The 16,590-nt window shown below is 33.8% G+C and carries 14 protein-coding genes; 3 read left to right on the plus strand and 11 right to left on the minus strand.

What is annotated here, in order from left to right; genetic code table 11:
- Positions 1-27: 27 nt before the first annotated feature.
- Both treC and treP read right to left on the minus strand, forming a co-directional pair.
- Positions 28-1,653 (minus strand): alpha,alpha-phosphotrehalase, encoded by a 1,626-nt coding sequence (treC, locus tag MN187_RS07615; protein ID WP_241699417.1) that lies wholly within the window; start codon positions 1,651-1,653, stop codon positions 28-30.
- A gap of 17 nt (positions 1,654-1,670) precedes the next feature.
- Entirely contained in the window at positions 1,671-3,632 is a 1,962-nt protein-coding gene (treP, locus tag MN187_RS07620; protein WP_241699418.1) for a PTS system trehalose-specific EIIBC component, read from the minus strand.
- A gap of 310 nt (positions 3,633-3,942) precedes the next feature.
- On the opposite strand from treP, the gene treR reads away from it, so the two are divergent.
- Complete coding sequence (treR, locus tag MN187_RS07625; RefSeq protein ID WP_117973238.1) at positions 3,943-4,665, plus strand: trehalose operon repressor; 723 nt, start codon at positions 3,943-3,945, stop codon at positions 4,663-4,665.
- Positions 4,666-4,713: 48 nt separating this feature from the next.
- Here treR and pnp read toward each other — a convergent pair whose 3' ends face one another.
- The 3 genes from pnp to gnd form a co-directional block, all read right to left on the minus strand.
- Complete coding sequence (gene pnp / locus MN187_RS07630; protein ID WP_241699419.1) at positions 4,714-6,879, minus strand: polyribonucleotide nucleotidyltransferase; 2,166 nt, start codon at positions 6,877-6,879, stop codon at positions 4,714-4,716.
- A gap of 159 nt (positions 6,880-7,038) precedes the next feature.
- Positions 7,039-7,308, minus strand: a complete 270-nt coding sequence (rpsO, locus tag MN187_RS07635; protein ID WP_071457431.1) for a 30S ribosomal protein S15 — start codon at positions 7,306-7,308, stop codon at positions 7,039-7,041.
- A gap of 153 nt (positions 7,309-7,461) precedes the next feature.
- The gene (gene gnd / locus MN187_RS07640) at positions 7,462-8,895 is read right to left on the minus strand and encodes an NADP-dependent phosphogluconate dehydrogenase (RefSeq protein WP_241699420.1); all 1,434 of its coding nucleotides are present in this window, start codon (positions 8,893-8,895) and stop codon (positions 7,462-7,464) included.
- A gap of 231 nt (positions 8,896-9,126) precedes the next feature.
- On the opposite strand from gnd, the gene def reads away from it, so the two are divergent.
- Positions 9,127-9,690 (plus strand): peptide deformylase, encoded by a 564-nt coding sequence (def, locus tag MN187_RS07645; protein ID WP_071457433.1) that lies wholly within the window; start codon positions 9,127-9,129, stop codon positions 9,688-9,690.
- A gap of 47 nt (positions 9,691-9,737) precedes the next feature.
- Here def and MN187_RS07650 read toward each other — a convergent pair whose 3' ends face one another.
- Positions 9,738-10,532, minus strand: coding sequence for a formate/nitrite transporter family protein (locus MN187_RS07650; protein WP_117973241.1), 795 nt, complete (start codon positions 10,530-10,532; stop codon positions 9,738-9,740).
- A gap of 381 nt (positions 10,533-10,913) precedes the next feature.
- Here MN187_RS07650 and rpsD point away from each other — a divergent pair, with 381 nt between their 5' ends.
- A complete protein-coding gene (gene rpsD / locus MN187_RS07655) occupies positions 10,914-11,525 on the plus strand; it encodes a 30S ribosomal protein S4 (RefSeq protein WP_242093742.1) in 612 nt (203 codons plus the stop codon).
- A 334-nt stretch (positions 11,526-11,859) separates the two neighbouring features.
- Here the strand turns inward: rpsD and MN187_RS07660 are convergent, their stop codons facing one another.
- The 5 genes from MN187_RS07660 to yjbM form a co-directional block, all read right to left on the minus strand.
- The gene (locus MN187_RS07660; protein ID WP_241699421.1) at positions 11,860-12,762 is read right to left on the minus strand and encodes a magnesium transporter CorA family protein; all 903 of its coding nucleotides are present in this window, start codon (positions 12,760-12,762) and stop codon (positions 11,860-11,862) included.
- Positions 12,763-12,839: 77 nt separating this feature from the next.
- The gene (gene mgtE, locus MN187_RS07665; RefSeq protein WP_241699422.1) at positions 12,840-14,210 is read right to left on the minus strand and encodes a magnesium transporter; all 1,371 of its coding nucleotides are present in this window, start codon (positions 14,208-14,210) and stop codon (positions 12,840-12,842) included.
- Positions 14,211-14,224: 14 nt separating this feature from the next.
- A complete protein-coding gene (locus MN187_RS07670) occupies positions 14,225-15,109 on the minus strand; it encodes an RluA family pseudouridine synthase (protein WP_241699423.1) in 885 nt (294 codons plus the stop codon).
- On the minus strand, positions 15,106-15,924 hold the full coding sequence (locus MN187_RS07675) for an NAD kinase (RefSeq protein WP_117973430.1): 819 nt from the start codon (positions 15,922-15,924) through the stop codon (positions 15,106-15,108). The genes MN187_RS07670 and MN187_RS07675 overlap by 4 nt, the downstream gene beginning before the upstream one ends.
- Positions 15,914-16,588 carry a GTP diphosphokinase gene (gene yjbM / locus MN187_RS07680; RefSeq protein WP_147590036.1) on the minus strand — a complete coding sequence of 225 codons (675 nt, stop codon included), beginning with the start codon at positions 16,586-16,588 and terminating at the stop codon, positions 15,914-15,916. The genes MN187_RS07675 and yjbM overlap by 11 nt, the downstream gene beginning before the upstream one ends.
- Between the last annotated feature and the right edge of the window lie 2 nt (positions 16,589-16,590).

A 16,590-nucleotide genomic window follows, 5' to 3' on the forward strand; every position in this document is an offset into this window, starting at 1 on the left:
CTTTTATTATAAGTAACTGGTTTTTTATTATTTTTGTACGTATATCGCTAAAGATTGATAGGGCTGAATATCTAACTCTTTTTCTATTGTTTCACATGCCACATTACTAATTAAAATATTTCCAGAAAAAAATTCATCTGGGATAGTCACGTTAATTGGGGCATCAGAAAAATTATTTAGCACAAGCAATGAATCCGTTTCGTAACGACGAATGTATCCATAAATACGACTATTTTCAACCTCAAATGGTTCATAATTTCCCATTGAGATAACCTGATATTCTTTCCTTAATTGAATCAGTTGTTGGTAAAAGGAAAAGATACTGCCATTTTTCAATTCATTTTCAACTGTAATATCATCATATTTACCTATAGATAACCAGGGCTCTTGTTTGCTAAATCCAGCATAGTCCGTACTATCCCACTGCATAGGTGTTCTAGAGTTATCTCTAGACTTATGTTGAATGACTTCGATGGCTTCATCATGACTTAATCCATCTTCTAATAACTGAGTATACGCATTATGGGTTTCAACATCTTGATAAGAAGTCAACTTATCAAATTGAGGATCTAGCATACCAATTTCTTCTCCCATATAAACATAAGGTGTCCCTCGGTTTAAATGAATTGCTGCTGCTAACATTTTTGATCCACGTACACGATATTTTTCCCAATCAACAAAACGATTAATAGCGCGCGGTTGATCATGATTATTCCAAAACAAGGCATTCCAACCATTACCTTTACTCATACCTGTTCCCCATTCATGAAGCGTTGATTTTAGTTCGTTAAAATCATATGGCATGATAGTCCATTTTTTTCCATCTTTATAATCAACTTTCAAATGATGGAAATTGAAAATCATACTTAACTCTTCTCTTTCAGGTACAGTATATAAAATGCCGTTTTCAATAGTAGTTGAACTCATTTCCCCTACAGTAATAATAGATGGATCTTTTCCAAACGTTTCGCGGTTCATTTCATGAATAAAAGTATGCGCGATTGGTTTGTCCGTGTACTCAGCTTTTCCAATCATATCAGTCGCATCTTTTAATACATCATCTTTTCCAATGACATTAATAACATCAAATCGTAACCCTTTTACACCTAAATTTGTCCAGAAATCAACGACTTTATATAATTCTTTTCTAACATTTGGATTTCGCCAATTTAAATCAGCTTGTGTTTTATCATATAAATGTAAAAAGTAATCATCGGTCTGACCAAATCGCGACCAGGCATTTCCACCAAATTTTGACTCCCAATTTGTCGGTTCACTTCTTAATATAAAGAAATCTTGATAATAAGTATCACCATTCACTGCTTTTTTAAACCACTCATGTTCAATTGAAACATGATTTAGTACCATATCAAGCATGATTTCTATATTTCGTTCACGTGCTTTTTTTACTAATTCTTTAAAATCATCTTCTGTTCCAAAAACAGGATCAATCGCAATGTAATTGGAAATGTCATAGCCATTATCCTTTTGTGGACTTGGATAAATAGGGTTCAACCAAATCATATCTATTCCTAACGTTTCTAGATAGGGTAATTTTTCAATAATTCCTTGTAAATCACCCACTCCATCACCATTTTTATCATAAAATGATTTTGGATAAATTTGATAAATTACTTTATCCTTAAAACTCAATGAGGCCACTTCCTTTACTAAATCGATTTTACTTGTAAAATACTGGTGTCTTTATTTACGTAACCATCTTTTATAATTGGATCTACTTGATAACTATCTGAATTTGTAATCACAATTTGTGTTTGGGTTAAGAATCCTGATTCTTTAATGCCCTCAATATCAAAATCTAATAATAAATCACCGACAGTCACTCTATCACCTTGTTTGACATGTGTTTCAAAATATTGACCATTTAAATTGACAGTATCTAATCCCACATGAATTAACATGTCAATGCCATGATCATCTGTAATCCCAATGGCATGTTTACTTGGAAAGACTAAACTAATTGTTCCGCTCATTGGAGCATAAACATGACCTTCACTTGGTTCAATCACAACACCTTGTCCCATCGTACCTTGTGAGAATACTGGATCTTTTGATTCAGTAATTGGTGCCATATCTCCTATCAATGGCGCATAAACTGTTACGACTTCACTGACTACTTTTTCAGGAGCAACCGGCCCACTTAAACTAACGTCTATTGGTGAAATCGCTTCTCCTACTCTATCCAACTGATTAAAAATACCTGCTCTTCTAAAGAACAAGGTTAAGACGAATGGGACTGCCACAGCGATGATCATTCCGATAAAGAATACACCGTAATATTTTGGCACAATCGCTAAAATACCTGGTAATCCACCCACTCCAATTGATAGGGCTCTAACACCAAATAACGTCACAAACAAACCAGCAATTCCACTACCAATCATTGCCGCAACAAATGGGTACATATATTTTAAATTAATCCCAAACATCGCAGGTTCTGTTACACCTAACCAAGCTGAAATAACTGATGGAACAGATACTTGTTCTTCTTTTTTATTTCCTCTATGAGCATAAACAACAGCTAAAACAGCTGCCCCTTGAGCAATATTTGATAAACAAATCATTGGCCAAAGATTGGTTGAGCCAAAATCTGCTACTAGTTGTTGATCAATTGCTAAGGTTGTATGGTGTAATCCTGTAATAACAAGTGGGGCATAAAAAGTACCAAACACCGCTGCAAACAGCCAATTTAATGATGATGTTAAACCTGTATTAACCACTGTTGAAATAGCTGAACCTATTTTCCAACCAATTGGCCCTAAAATTAAATGAGCTGCTAAAATAGTTGGTAATAAAGCAAAAAACGGAACAAATATCATTGAAACAGCTTCTGGAATATGTTTTCTTAAAAATCGTTCCAGATATACTAACATAAATCCTGCTAACATCGCTGGAATAACTTGTGCTTGATACCCAATTTTATCCATTGTAAAGAAACCAAAATCCCAACTCCAATTAGCTGCAATATCTGCCGCACTTGTTGAGTTTACTGCATAGGCATTTAAAAGTTGTGGAGAAACCAATGTAATCCCTAAAACAATCCCTAATATTTCAGTTCCTTTCATTTTTTTAGCAATACTCCATGTAATTCCTACTGGTAAGAAATGGAAAATCGCTTCACCTGGTAACCATAAAAATCCATTAACTCCATTCCAAAAAGTAGATGACTCTGTAATCGTTTTACCATTTAAAAATCCCATCGGAACAGCTTCTAAAATATTTCTAAAACCTAAAATTAATCCTCCAACAATAATTGCTGGCAATAATGGCGTAAAAATTTCCGCTAGAACAGTTACTGCACGTTGTAGCATGTTTTGATTTTGTTTTGCTGCTGATTTAATTTCCTCTTTTGTTCCACCTTGAATACCTGAAATAGACATAAATTCTTGATAAAATGTTGGTACTTCATTCCCAATAATGACTTGGAACTGTCCAGCATTTGTAAAAATCCCTCTCACACAAGAAATATCTTCAATCTTATCTTCCTGTGCTTTTGATGGATCGTTTAACACAAACCTCATACGTGTGGCACAATGTGTGACTGCGGCAATATTTTCTTTACCACCAACATAGTCTAGTAATAATAATGCATCTTGATTAAATTTTCCCATCTTCTTTCTCCTTTCACTTGTACATACAAGTTATCTTAAATAAAATATACACCCTCCTCACCACTTTGTAAAGCGCTAACACATTTTATTTATTTTTCATTATTCCAATTCACATCATTTTGTCATAAAAAATCTAATAAAATAGCTTATTTTCACTATAACTGTACACTTATATAGTCAAATACTAACAAGCTATCAATTTAATGATTGATTTATTAAAATTCTTTCATAATTAAAACGCTTTTATTTTTTTCTTTTATACTAACTTGTATAGTTGTTCATACAAGTTTAATTGAAGGGGAAAATAGGAATGAAAGCATATGAGGTTATTTACCAATCAATAGAAAATAGTATTTTAAGAGGAGAATTTTTACCTGGAGATTATTTACCTAGTGAAAATCAATACGTGAAACAATTTAAAGTATCTAGAGATACTATAAGAAAAGCATTAAATCTTCTTATGACTAACGGTTATATTCAAAAAATACATGGAAAAGGGTCGCTTGTTTTAAAACGAGAACAGTTAAGATTTCCTATATCTGGATTAACAAGCTATAAAGAATTGCAAAATGCTTATGGTTATCAAAGTATTACGAACGTTATTTTCTTAGAAAAAATCATTATTGACAAAAAACTTGAATCACTCACTGGATTTTCTGTAGGAGAACAAGCATGGAAAATGATTCGAACTCGTGAAATTGATAAACAAAAAATTATTTTAGATACGGACTATCTTTTATGTCGATTTATTCCTACTCTCACAAAAGAAATCGGTGAAGACTCTATTTATAAACACATCGAGAAAGACTTAAATTTACAAATTTCATTTGCGGAAAAAGAAATTCGCGTAGTGAAATTAAATCAAGAAGAAAAACAATACCTTGATTTAAATCCTCAAGATACCAATATTGTTTCCATTCAAAGTCGCGTCTTTTTAGCTAATGCAGAACAATTTCAATATACAGACAGCAGGCATCGTGTGGACAAATTTTTATTTTATGACTTTGCTAGAAGAAATCCCTCAACTATATAACAAATCCAAAATCACCCACTAGATAACTCTAATGGGTGATTTTGGATTTTATTCAGATTTTTCTTTTGTTTCTTCTTTTTTCTCTTCTTTAGGTTTTTCAATCATTGCTTTACGTGAAGCATTAACGCGTCCTTGACGGTCAATTTCTGTCACTTTCACAAGGATTTCATCGCCTAATTTAACCACATCTTCTACTTTATTCACACGTTCATGTGAGAATTGAGAAATATGCACTAACGCATCTTTTCCTTTAAATAAGTTAACAAAAGCACCGAATTTTTCAATTCTTACAACTTTAGCTAAGTATACTTGTCCCACTTCAACTTCACGAACTAAGTCTTTAATGATTTCAATCGCACGGTTGATTTTATCTTGATCTTGATGAGCAATACTTACATTACCATCTTGATCGATATCAATTTTAACATCAGTTTCTTCGATAATTTTATTGATGGTTTCGCCACCTTTACCGATAACATCTTTAATTTTTTCAGGTTTGATTTGAATCATTTCAATCTTAGGAGCATATTTACTTAACTCTTTACGAGGTTCAGCAATTGTTGATGTCAATTCAGCTAGTATTTCCATACGTGCTTTTTTCGCTTGAGTTAAAGCTTCTGTTAAGATAGCCTCTGTAATTCCTTCGATTTTAATATCCATTTGTAATGCTGTAATACCATCTTTTGTTCCGGCAACTTTAAAGTCCATGTCACCCAAGTGGTCTTCCATACCTTGTATATCTGTTAAGATAGTGTAGTTATCCCCATCCATTACAAGTCCCATTGCAATACCCGCAACAGGTGCTTTGATTGGAACACCAGCATCCATTAAGGCTAAAATTCCTGCACAGATACTTGCTTGAGAAGAAGATCCATTTGATTCTAATACCTCTGAAACCACACGAATCATATATGGAAATTCTTGTTCATTTGGAATAACTTGTGCCATCGCACGTTCACCTAATGCACCATGTCCGATTTCACGACGACCTGGTGATCTCATTGGTCCAGTTGAACCAACTGAGTATTGTGGGAAGTTATAGTGATGGATGAATCGTTTACTTTCTTCCACACCTAATCCATCAATAATTTGATGTTCGCCAAGTGGTGCTAATGTACAAACTGATAAAGCTTGCGTTTGTCCACGAGTAAATAATCCTGAACCATGAACACGAGGTAAAATTCCTACTTCAGATGATAACGGACGGATTTCGTCAATTTTACGACCATCAGGACGGACTTTTTCAACTGTAATCAGACGACGAACTTCATTTTTTTCCATGTCTTCTAAAATTTGACGTACTTCTTTCATCCATTTAGCAGACTCTTCGTCTTCAGCAAATTTTTCTTCGTAAACAGCAATCACTTCATCTTTTAAAGCTGAAATATTGTCTTCACGAGCTAATTTTTCTTCTGTTTGAATGGCTTGTGTCATACGAGGCATATATGTATCATTGATTTCTGTTTCTAGCTCAGCGTCAACTTGTAATAACTCGATTTCCATTTTTTCTTTGCCAATTTCATTGGCAATTTCTTCTTGGAAAGCCACTAAACGTTTGATTTCTTCATGACCAAATAACAGTGCACCTAACATATCTTCCTCAGATACTTCTTTTGCACCACTTTCAACCATATTAATCGCATCTTTTGTTCCAGCTACTGATAATTCAATCGTTGTTTGTTCTGCTTGTTCAACAGTTGGGTTGATAACATACTCACCGTCAACAAAACCAACTTCAACACCAGCAATTGGGCCATTAAATGGAATATCAGATACACATAGAGCTAAAGATGAGCCTAACATTGCTGCCATTTCAGGTGAGCAATCTTGCTCAACACTCATAACAGTGTTCGTAATTTGAACTTCATTACGGAATCCTTCAGCAAACATTGGACGGATTGGTCTATCAATTAAACGAGCAGTTAATGTTGCTGTTTCACTTGGACGGCCTTCACGTTTAATGAATCCTCCTGGTACTTTTCCAACAGCATACATTTTTTCTTCATAATTAACTGTTAGTGGGAAAAAATCAACATCTTTCGCTTGTTTTGAAGCTACAGCGACACTTAATACCACCGTGTCACCATATCTTACTAACACTGCTCCATTTGCTTGCTTGGCTAATTGTCCGATTTCAACAGATAATGGACGGCCTCCCCAAGTTGTTTCAAAAACACGTTTTTCACTATGCACTATAATTTTTCTCCTTTGCATACTCGAGGTGAACAGACTACTAAACAAATATCAATCATCTCAAAAATTTAAGAAAACTCATATTTGCATAGTAGACAATCAGCTCATCCTCGGTTTTTTATTAAAAGAAAAGCGAGATCAAAACGACCTCACTTATCCTCCTATTTTTGACTCAATTGATTAACGACGTAAGCCTAAACGTTTGATTAATTCACGGTAACGTTGAACATCATTTTTACGTAAGTAAGCTAATAAGTTACGACGGTGACCAACTTTTTTCATTAATCCACGGTATGAATGGTGGTCTTTTTTATGCACGTGTGCATGCTCGTTTAATGCATTAATTTCTGCAGTTAAAACAGCGATTTGTACTTCTGGAGAACCAGTATCTCCTTCGTGACGTGCGTATTCTTTAATGATTTCGTTCTTGCGTTCTTTTGAAATTGCCATGTCTTTCACCTCTTCTATATTATTTCCCCAAAACTGAGTATATCGTTGGTGATTCGATGTACCAAGTAATAGGCATGTGACGATTTATCACACAATGGTACTTTACATGATTTTTAGCATAAAAGCAACTGTTTCATACACTTAATTCTCGTTTTATTTATCTTTTTTGTACCAATCATAATGAAATATTCCGTCTCTATCTTTTCGCTCGTAAGTATGTGCACCAAAATAATCTCTTTGTGCTTGAATAATGTTGGCTGGTAAGTCTTTTGAGCGGTATGAATCATAATAAGAAATCGCCGAAGACAAGCTTGGTACTGGTACACCTAGTTTAACAGCTAAAGAAACAACTTCTCTTATATCACGTTGGTATTCTGATACAATACTTAAAAAGTAGTCATCTAACATTAGATTTTTTAGTGTTGGATTCTTTTCATAAGCATCTGTGATTTTTTGTAAAAATTGTGCACGTATAATACAGCCCTCACGAAATATTTGAGCGATTTCTCCATAGTTTAATGACCAATTGTATTCATTACTTGCCATCATCATTTGTGAGAATCCTTGTGCGTAACTCATAATCTTACTAAAATATAAGGCTCTTCTGACTTTTTCTATCATGACGTTTTTATCTATGTTTTTATCTATGTCTATATCAGCATCTGGTCCTGGTAAAATACGACTTGCCTCGCATCGCTCTTCTTTTAAAGCTGACATAAATCTAGCAAAAACTGCTTCTGTTACAAGAGGTAATGGAACACCTAAATCAAGTGCATTCTGACTGGTCCATTTCCCAGTTCCTTTATTGCCTGCTTTATCTAGTATGTGTGTGACGATGTAATCTTGCGTGTCTAAATCATCTTTCTTCATTAATAGTTCAGATGTAATCGTCATTAAGTAGCTGTTTAGTTCGCCATCATTCCAAGAATTAAAAATTTGAGAAATTTCTTCTATATTAAGACCCAATCCTTTAGATAAAATATCATAACTTTCAGCAATCAGCTGCATATCACCATACTCAATACCGTTATGAACCATTTTAACAAAATGTCCAGCCCCGTCTGGTCCAATATAAGACACACAAGGTTTTCCATCACGAGCTTTAGCTGCGATATCTTCAAACAAAGGTTTAATTAAATCATATGCTTCACGTTGACCACCTGGCATGAGTGATGGTCCGTTTAGTGCCCCCTCTTCTCCACCAGACACACCTGAACCTACAAACTTAATTCCAAACTCTTTCAAGTAATTACTTCGTCTGAGTGTATCAGTATAATGAGTATTTCCTCCATCAATCAGTACATCATCTTTATCTAAATAAGGTACTAACTGCTCAATGATAGTATCTGTTATCTTTCCAGCAGTTACCATCAGCATTATTTTTCGAGGTGTTTCAATTGATTCAATAAAAGAGTCAATTGTTTCAAATCCTTTAATGTTTTTTTCTGGATGATTTTTTAAAAACTCATCTGTTTCATGATAAAAATGACTGTAAACGGACACGCTATATCCTTTCCCTTCACTATTTAAAGCCAAATTTTTTCCCATAACACCTAATCCGACCATACCAAACTGCTGCTTACTCATTTAATCAATTGCCTCCTGTAGCTTTTTCCATTAGTTATAAATCCTTTAAAATAATAACATAACTGATTTAGTTTCTTAGAAAAATATGAAAGTTTTCATCGTTCTATTACCAAATTAAAATAAGTAAAAATAACATTTATTAAGGGTTTAAGCGATTTATTTATTTCTCAAGGTTTTCATTTTATGGTAAAATGAAAAGTACTATATTAGAATAGAAAGGAAGGGATATTGATGATTACAATGGATGATATTATCCGTGAGGGGCATCCTACCCTTCGTGAAGTTGCCAAAGAAGTTGAGTTACCTTTATCAGAAGAAGATATTGAACTAGGTAAACGTATGCAAGAGTTTTTAAAAAACAGTCAAGACCCAGAACTTGCAGAAAAATACAAACTACGTGGTGGTGTTGGACTTGCCGCACCACAATTAAATATTTCAAAACGCATTATTGCAATTGAAATTCCTAGTCAGTCAGAAGAAGATACTGAACCACTTTTAAGCACTGTCATGTACAATCCCAAAATAGTGAGTCACTCAGTTCAACAAGCTGCTCTTGAAGAAGGAGAAGGTTGTTTATCTGTTGACAGACCAGTGCCAGGTTACGTTATTAGAAATGCACGAATTACAGTTACTTATCATGATATAAATGGTGAAGAACATAAAATTCGTTTGAAAAATTACATGGCCATTGTGGTACAACATGAGATTGATCATATCAATGGTATTATGTTCTATGATCATATTAATGAAGAGCATCCAAATTATGCACCAGATGATGTGATTTTTATCCAATAAAAAGCTTGTCATACAAATTGTATGACAAGCTTTTTTGTTTTACTCGATTAATCTAAGTAGTGAACAGATTCATCTTTATTCAACCAAGAATAAGTTAACCCAATAACCAATCCCCCACCAATAAAGTTACCAATGAAAGTAAAAATCAAATTGGTCGCTACTGCACCAACCGTCATCCCAGCAATCATTCCACCTGATGAAAAATAGGCTAATGGGAAGTAAATGAAATTGGCGATAACGTGCTCAAATCCTAAGAAGGTAAAAATAAAAATAACTAGAATGATACCAAATAATCGACCCACATCATCTTTTAATTTCATCGACATCAAAACAGCCAGGTTAACAATCACATTGGCAAAAATCCCTTCTATTAATGTTTGAAGGATTCCCTTTTCAAATTTCCCCTCAACCAGATGCGTTAAAAAATTATCTGCTGGTAATCCTTTAAAAGATCCTGTAAGAGATAACATATAAGCAATAACGAGTGCACCGATTAAATTAAACAGCACACAAACCAGCAATATTTTTAACGCACGACTTGGTGCTAATTTCTTTCGGTAAGTCGCAACTGTCATATACATCATGTTAGATGTTCCAAGTTCTGCATTAAGAAAAATGATTAAAGCTAATCCCAAACCAAACGCCATCGCGTATAAAGCTTTTCCCGCTGCTGGGTCTGTAAATTTCAATCCTAATCCTATTGCAATCGCTGATCCTAAGCTCAGATATAGTGTTGCTAATACCGAACGCATCGCGTATTTCCCAAAATGTTTTTGGATTAATTCATCTTTTTTTTCGATGGACGCATCTAGTTTGGCCATCAATTCTGAATGTTGTGCCATTGTCTTATTCCTTCCTTTGATAACATTGTTATTTTTTGAGCAAACTTTTATTTATAGTAGATACTATATCTTAAAAACTCGTCCAAATCTACTAAAAGTTTAATAAAAATGTGGATAAAATACGTCAAATTTTTCTATTTAAACTTTTCTACAAAACATCAATTAATTCTTGTCTTTTCAAAATTGATAAAGTATAATGGAATTTGTGTAAAATAATGCAGCTAGAAAATAAGTAGCACGTTTATTAGTTTATTGCCTTTATGGGTTCAATTGCGTAACCGCGGCTGCAAAGGTGAAGATTGAAGAATAAACTAAGCGTCTATTAATATTTTCAAGAAATTATTTTACTCCAAATAAAAAATTATATTGGAGGATTTTTAAATGTCTCGTTATACAGGACCAAGTTGGAAATTATCTCGTCGTTTAGGCGTATCTTTATCAGGAACTGGTAAAGAATTAGCTCGTCGTCCATATGCACCAGGACAACACGGACCAAACCAAAGAAGAAACAAATCAGAATATGGTATGCAATTAACTGAAAAACAAAAATTACGCCATATGTACGGTTTAAATGAACGTCAATTCCGTAATCTTTTCATGAGAGCCGGAAAAATTAAAGAAGGTAAACACGGTGTTAACTTTATGGTTCTTTTAGAACAACGTTTAGACAACGTAGTATACCGTCTAGGTTTAGCTACAACTCGTCGTCAAGCACGTCAGTTAGTTAACCATGGTCACGTTTTAGTTGATGGCAAACGTGTTGACATCCCTTCATACGAAGTGGCTATTGGACAAATTATCTCTATCCGTGAAAAATCTAAAGATTTAACAATCATTAAAGATGCTGTTGAATCAACTTTAGGTCGTCCTTCATTTGTAAGCTTTGACGCTGAAAAATTAGAAGGTAGTATCACTCGTTTACCAGAACGTGATGAATTACCACAAGAAGTTGATGAATCTTACGTAGTTGAATTCTACAACAAATTACTATAAGATTTTCAATTATCTTTATGCAAAAAAAGAGATGGTTCCCATCTCTTTTTTTGTTTGTTATTTATTAATAAAAATCAATCATTAGTAGTCTTACCTGATGTGAAACATCGTTCACTATATTATTACAAGAACACCATTCCGTCTGATTATATCGTGATAAAAAGAATTAAGAGAATAACTACTAAAAAGGAATTTTTTTCCGACCACTCATTTTTACTCAATAAGTGATCTAAATATCGCTGCTTCTTATAATTTATTGTTACCTAAACTAAACTATTTGTTTCTATCTCTAAACGACTCTTTTTTGATAATGATTATTTCTTTAAAAATATCTTTATTTTCTTTTATGATTAATAAACATAATTAACCACATAATTAAAACAATAGAAAGTATCACCACATACATCCATTCATAATCAGAAGGAAAACGTGGTAGATCAATATTCATTCCATAAAAACCTGTAATTAATGTTGGAATAGCTAATGCTAAAGACCAAACAGTTAAAAATTTCATGGTATCATTTAAATTATTGTTCATAATACTATCAAAAATACGAGCAATACGGTCCACAATATCTGATTCTAATTCTGTCATATGGGCTACTTGATTTGCTTCAATGAGCGCATCATCTAAACGTTCTAAAGTTTGCTCGTCAAATCGTTGTCCCAATCTAGAACGCTTTATTTGTTCAAGTATTTCTAAATTATTTTCTGAAGCGCTAAGTAAAAATGTTAATGTTTGTTGTAAATAAGACAAACGAACTAAATCTTTATTTTTTACCTTTTCAGTCAACAAATCATCCATTTGATGTCGTTCTTTTGATATTTCTCTTAAAATTGGTAAATATCGATCTATCAATTCTCGAATTAATTCGAAAAGAAATATCATTGGTGTTGAATGAATATCTTGATTAATCGTATTTTTAATCCCATCATAACTTACTATGCTCTCACCCTCATTAAAAGAAAATAACTTATTGCCCTTTACTAAAAAACTAACTGGGCGAGATACATAACGAATCTCTTTTGGTTGTTTTGTTGGAACATGAATAACGATTAATTCCAAATCATTAACTGTATCGGTAATATAGTTACTTCTTTCGTAGATATCCCTTACATATTCTAGCGTTTCTTCTGGTAGATGGTATCGTTCTCTCAATATGTTTTTTTCACTTGATGATAAATGATGTGTCTCAATCCATTCAAACCTTGAATTTATTTGATGTTCAACCAACATAGACATTTCCCCTTTTTTTAATTATCCTAATAAAAAAGAAGCCATTTTATGATGACTTCTTAAGATTTCTATTTTCATTATACACTACCAATAATTAAAGGCATAAATAAACCCGCAATATTAAAATAAATCAACACACTAGTCAAATCACTCAACGTCGTTATAAACGGACCACTAGCAACTGCAGGGTCAAAACCAAGCTTCTCCATTAAAATAGGAATCAAGCTTCCTGCTAAGTTAGCAATCGTAATGGCACAAAGCATGGCTATTCCGATAACAAGTCCAAGTGGAAAATTTTGCTTCCAAAATCCAACTACTAAAAAAATAACTACCCCTGTTACAGCTCCGGTAATAATTCCTGTCAAAATTTCACTCATCACAAGTGAGAAAAAATTTAGTTCTTTATCATCGGATACTGCTAATTTTCTAACTGCCACAGCTAAAGATTGTGTTCCGGCATTCCCCGCAGTTCCTGTAATAAGAGATATAAAAACAGCCAAAATGCTAGCTTCACTAATCAAGACTTCATAATGACTGATTAAGGAGGCAGTAGACATTCCCAAAAAGAGCAACGTCACAAGCCACGGCAGGCGCTTCAAAGCAGCTTGAAATGAACTTTCAGTTGTTGCTTCAACGTCGACACCAGCTAGTCCAGAATAATCACTCGCTGCTTCATCGTCAATAACATCAATAATATCATCTACCGTAATAATCCCAAGTAAATGATTATTATCATCAACAACTGGGATAGCGAGAAAATCATAATCACGAATCATTTTTGCCACTTCTTCTTGATCTTCATTTACATTCACACTAATTACACGTTCACCCATCATGTCTTCAATCATCATATCATCATCACTGACAATTAAATCCCTTAAAGAAATAACTCCCACCAGTTGATTACTTGGACTAACCACATAGACATAATAAATAATTTCTGCTTCCTGTGCTTTCTTCTTTAATAGTGTTAGAGCAGAACGTACCGTTTGATTAGCAACAATGGATACGTATTCTGTTGCCATGATTGAACCAGCTGTTTTGTCCTCATAATGAAGTAGTTTTTTCATATTAACAGAAGTTTCAGGTTTCATTCTGTCTAGATATTTTCGCGCTGTTTCTTCTTCTAGCTGACTTAAAATATCCACCGCGTTATCGGTGTACATACTTTCTAAAATAGCTACAACATAGTTAGGTGACATTTCTGTAATATAGTCAGTCAATCCTTCATGGTCTTCTTCAATCACATCCAGCATATCTGCCATCTCTTTTGGTGAAAGATAAGCATACATTAGATGTCGTTCTTTTTTATCAAGTGATAAATAAAATTGTCCTTGTTCATATAAATGCCAATCTAAGAATTTTTCCCTAAATAATTCCATATCTTGGCGCTGTAAAAGGGACAATAACTCTTTTTCTTGCTCTTCTTTGTTTAACACTTCTGTCATACCAACGACTCCCCTTACTCTATTAACTCTTCCATATCATTTGGTAATGGCAACTCAAATGTTAATTCCTCTCTTGTGAATGGATGTAGGAAAACCAACTTCTGACAATGAAGTGCTTGCCTATTCAATCCTTTTGTTAAGTCCCCACCATATAACTCATCACCGATTAAAGGACAACCAATTGCTGAAAAATGGACACGAATTTGATGTGTCCTTCCTGTATGCAACTGTACAGCAACGTGGGCAATATCGCGATTTATTTCAACTAATTTATATTCCGTAATTGCACGTTGACCATTTTCGATGACACAACGTTTAATAATAGATGTCTCATCTCTTCCAATCGGCAAATCAATGGTTTCATGTTTTTTTAAACGAGACAAATCACCACCAACTAATGCATGATAATATTTTTTTAACTCACCTGATTGGAGTTGCTTGTCCATCATCGCATGGGCAAATCCATGTTTTGCAAACATCATCAAACCTGTTGTATCTCTGTCTAAGCGCGTCACGACATGAATGATACGATTAACATATTGTTGCTGATTGTAATAATATTTAACGTAATTGGCCATCGTACCATTTTTATGATATTGCGATGGAATAGAGGCCACTTCTGTTGGTTTATTAACTATTAGCAAATGCTCATCTTCATACACAATATCTAGTTTGGATTCAAAAGGAAGCATCGTTTCGTGCTCCCCTTCATCTGGAATGATAATCGTCACGACATCATCTAATTTGACTTCAAACTTTGTATTTCTAACTTGCTTATTAACTAAAAGTGTCCCACCTTGAAACTTTATTTTAGCTAAAAGTCGCCTTGATACTCCTTTATTATTTAAAAAACGTTTTAACGTAGTTTTTTCTTCATCTACTGTCCAACTAAATCTCATATTCTCTCGCTACTTTCTTTTGAAGTCCCTATAAAGGCGTTATTCACACGGCGCCAAAAATGGGTATGCCGATACAAGGCAAAATGAATTCTTTTTTCTGACAAACGAAATGTCACTTGTTTAATATTAGAATTAGTTAACGACAAGTTGTCCACATGTAAACTATATGTTTCTCGTTTTTTCATATCCAATTTAATCCATTCATCTGGTGCAATAATCATCGGAGAACCTAATGAACGATAAACTCGATTATTTAGTGAGGCAATTTCATTTAATTGAAGTGTATTTACTCGTGGATGAACAACTGCGCCTCCTAAACTTTTACTATACGCTGTTGAACCAGTTGGCGTTGAAACAGATAAGCCGTCTCCTCTGTAGCATTCAAACAACTCATCTTTTATATAGACATTTGCTACCATAGTTCGTTCCACATTTTTAATCGTCGCTTCATTAAGTGCTAAAAAATGTCTGTTTGCCATATTATTCGTATAAGTTAAACAAACATCTAACAATGGATAACTCACACTATTTTGCTTTTCTTCTTTCAAACTTCGAACTAATTCATCTATCTCATAATCTCGCCAATCAGTATAAAATCCTAGATGTCCCGTGTGAACACCAATAAACCTAACAGTATCTAATTGATTTTCATAAGCATGAAATGCACTTAATAACGTACCATCTCCACCAATCGTTATAACAACATCTGGATTTTTTTTATCTAAAATAAACCCTGCCTTTCGGAGCTTTGACAAAAGTTCTTGCGTAACTTTTCTTGAGGTTGGTTTACGATTAGAATAGACTCTAATTCTCATCATTATCTTCCCTCTTTTCATTGACGTATCTTTCCAAGTGATCCAAGTCTCGATATGAAAAGAGATGTTGGGCTTCTTGAATTTCATCACGTATTTTTGACATTTCTTCATCCAACAAATAGGCAGCTTCTGCTGTTAGCTCTAACCGCTTATTAATTTCTTCTGGAAATTCGCCATCATATTTGTAATTAAGCGAATGTTCAATCGTTGCCCAAAAATTCATTGCTAAGGTACGTATTTGTATTTCAACATAAATATTTTTTTCACCCATAATAAGTTGAACAGGGTATTCTACTACCACATGATAAGATCTGTATCCACTTGCTTTTTTGTTGGTAATATAGTCTCTTTCCTGAATAATTCTAAAATCTGTTCGTTTCCGAAGAAGTGCCACCACTTCATAAATATCTTCAACGAACTGACACATTACACGGAGTCCCGCAATATCTTGCATATCTTCCTCTAATCTATCCAACTCAATACCACGTAATGTTGCTTTCGTTAAAATACTATCTTTAGGCTTTACACGACCTGTGACAAATTCAATTGGAGTATGCAAATTATTTTCTTTATACTGTGTTCGAATATTTCGAAGTTTAACTTTTAATTCTGAAACTGCTTGTTCGTATGGTGCCAAAAATAATTGCCAATTTCTTTCTTCCATCC

It is taken from the genome of Vagococcus sp. CY52-2 (genome assembly GCF_022655055.1).
GTDB lineage: Bacteria > Bacillota > Bacilli > Lactobacillales > Vagococcaceae > Vagococcus.

Bases quoted from the DNA above. Each gene is read 5' to 3' on its own strand.
- treP (WP_241699418.1), bottom strand. From the start codon at position 3,632: ATGGGAAAATTTAATCAAGATGCATTATTATTACTAGACTATGTTGGT.
- treR (WP_117973238.1), top strand. From the start codon at position 3,943: ATGAAAGCATATGAGGTTATTTACCAATCAATAGAAAATAGTATTTTA.
- pnp (WP_241699419.1), bottom strand. From the start codon at position 6,879: ATGCAAAGGAGAAAAATTATAGTGCATAGTGAAAAACGTGTTTTTGAA.
- rpsO (WP_071457431.1), bottom strand. From the start codon at position 7,308: ATGGCAATTTCAAAAGAACGCAAGAACGAAATCATTAAAGAATACGCA.
- gnd (WP_241699420.1), bottom strand. From the start codon at position 8,895: ATGAGTAAGCAGCAGTTTGGTATGGTCGGATTAGGTGTTATGGGAAAA.
- def (WP_071457433.1), top strand. From the start codon at position 9,127: ATGATTACAATGGATGATATTATCCGTGAGGGGCATCCTACCCTTCGT.
- MN187_RS07650 (WP_117973241.1), bottom strand. From the start codon at position 10,532: ATGGCACAACATTCAGAATTGATGGCCAAACTAGATGCGTCCATCGAA.
- rpsD (WP_242093742.1), top strand. From the start codon at position 10,914: ATGTCTCGTTATACAGGACCAAGTTGGAAATTATCTCGTCGTTTAGGC.
- MN187_RS07660 (WP_241699421.1), bottom strand. From the start codon at position 12,762: ATGTTGGTTGAACATCAAATAAATTCAAGGTTTGAATGGATTGAGACA.
- mgtE (WP_241699422.1), bottom strand. From the start codon at position 14,210: ATGACAGAAGTGTTAAACAAAGAAGAGCAAGAAAAAGAGTTATTGTCC.
- MN187_RS07670 (WP_241699423.1), bottom strand. From the start codon at position 15,109: ATGAGATTTAGTTGGACAGTAGATGAAGAAAAAACTACGTTAAAACGT.
- MN187_RS07675 (WP_117973430.1), bottom strand. From the start codon at position 15,924: ATGAGAATTAGAGTCTATTCTAATCGTAAACCAACCTCAAGAAAAGTT.
- yjbM (WP_147590036.1), bottom strand. From the start codon at position 16,588: ATGGAAGAAAGAAATTGGCAATTATTTTTGGCACCATACGAACAAGCA.